Source organism: Microcystis sp. M49636_WE2 (assembly GCF_030065375.1).
GTDB classification, from domain to species: domain Bacteria; phylum Cyanobacteriota; class Cyanobacteriia; order Cyanobacteriales; family Microcystaceae; genus Microcystis; species Microcystis aeruginosa_C.
Map to the genome: position 1 here is coordinate 1 of NZ_JASJFG010000091.1, position 1,618 is coordinate 1,618.

1 protein-coding gene is annotated in these 1,618 nt (G+C 49.8%); it reads right to left on the bottom strand.

All coding sequences use genetic code 11. The features are described 5' to 3' along the window. Positions 1-23 precede the first annotated feature (23 nt). Positions 24-1,550 (bottom strand): YifB family Mg chelatase-like AAA ATPase, encoded by a 1,527-nt coding sequence (locus PX484_RS02135; protein WP_002785022.1) that lies wholly within the window; start codon positions 1,548-1,550, stop codon positions 24-26. Between the last annotated feature and the right edge of the window lie 68 nt (positions 1,551-1,618).

A 1,618-nucleotide genomic window follows, 5' to 3' on the forward strand; every position in this document is an offset into this window, starting at 1 on the left:
CAACAAACTTTTTGCCGCAAACCCTAACTTAAACGATCGAGAGTGCGATACTGAATTGCTTCGGCAACGTGGGAACTTTTCAGCATTTCACTATCTCCTAAATCGGCAATGGTGCGGGCAACTTTGAGAATGCGATCCATTGCTCGGGCCGATAAACCCAATTTTCGGATTGCCCCTTCTAAAATATGGCGACTGCTATCATCCAGAGCGCAAAAACGCCGCAAATGCTCGGAATTCATCTCCGCATTAGAGCGAATCCCCGTATTTTGAAAGCGATCGCTGGCCTTTTGTCGGGCCCCTTCTACCCGTTGCCGCACCTGCTCAGAAGCTTCTCCCCGACTCTCTTGGGTCATTTCTTCCGGTTTCAGGCGATTTACCGTCACTTGTAGGTCAATACGGTCTAAAAGCGGCCCCGATAATTTCGCCCAATATTGTTCCCGTTGTCGCGGGGAACAGCTGCAGGGTTGCACTGAATCGCCGTAATAACCACAGGGACAGGGATTGGTACTCGCCACCAGGGTAAAACGGGCCGGAAAAGCGACGGAAAGACGAGTGCGAGAAATGCTCACATAACCATCCTCTAGGGGTTGTCGGAGATATTCCAAGACACTGCGCTTAAATTCCGTTAATTCGTCCAAAAATAAAATACCACGGTGAGAAAGGGAGATTTCTCCCGGTCGGGGATAAGTGCCACCTCCCACCAGCGCCGCTCCAGAAGCGGAGTGATGGGGACTGCGAAAAGGACGCTCGCGCACCAGAGAACCTCGATCTTTCAGTAATCCAGCGACGGAATGAATCTGGGAGACTTCTAGGGATTCGGCAAAGGTAAGCTGGGGCAGAATACCGGGTAAACGTCGCGCTAACATGGTTTTACCGCTGCCCGGTGGCCCGACAAAAATTAGGTTATGACCTCCAGCTGCGGCAATTTCCAGGGCCCGCCGGCCAATTGCTTGGCCTTTGACATCCTTGAGATCGGGGAGATTTACTCGCGATCGCCCAAATTCCTCGGCAGCGTTAAAAGTCATCGGTGAATAGCGATCGGGTTCATTTAAGAAATTTACCACTTCCGATAGATGACGAAACCCATACACTTGTACGCCTTTGACCACGGCCGCTTCTTTGGCATTATCGGCGGGAACCACTAAACCCTTAATCCCCATTTTTTCGGCAGCGGCAGCAATGGGTAAAACCCCCGCCACGGGACGCAAACTACCATCGAGGGATAATTCACCTAAAAAGAGAAAATCCCCCAATAAATCGGCTTCTACCTGTTCGGAGGCTCCTAAAATGCCGATACTAATCGGTAAATCATAAATTGGACCCTCTTTGCGGATATCGGCAGGACTTAAATTGATGACAATTTTGCGGATGGGAAAAGCAAATCCGGCATTTTTTAGGGAAGCTTTTACCCTTTCTTTCGACTCCTGCACGGCGGTATCGGGTAAACCCACCACGGCAATTCCGGGTAATCCTCCCGATACATCCACCTCTACCCCGATTTTAATGGCATCGATGCCGATAATTGCCGCACTCCAAACCCTTGCTAACATTTTGGCTCAAGTAAAAATAAAGTGAGTTCTTAGGAAAATGAAACAGGATGTTAGGCTAGTTTTCCGCA

Bases quoted from the DNA above. Each gene is read 5' to 3' on its own strand.
- PX484_RS02135 (WP_002785022.1), bottom strand. From the start codon at position 1,550: ATGTTAGCAAGGGTTTGGAGTGCGGCAATTATCGGCATCGATGCCATT.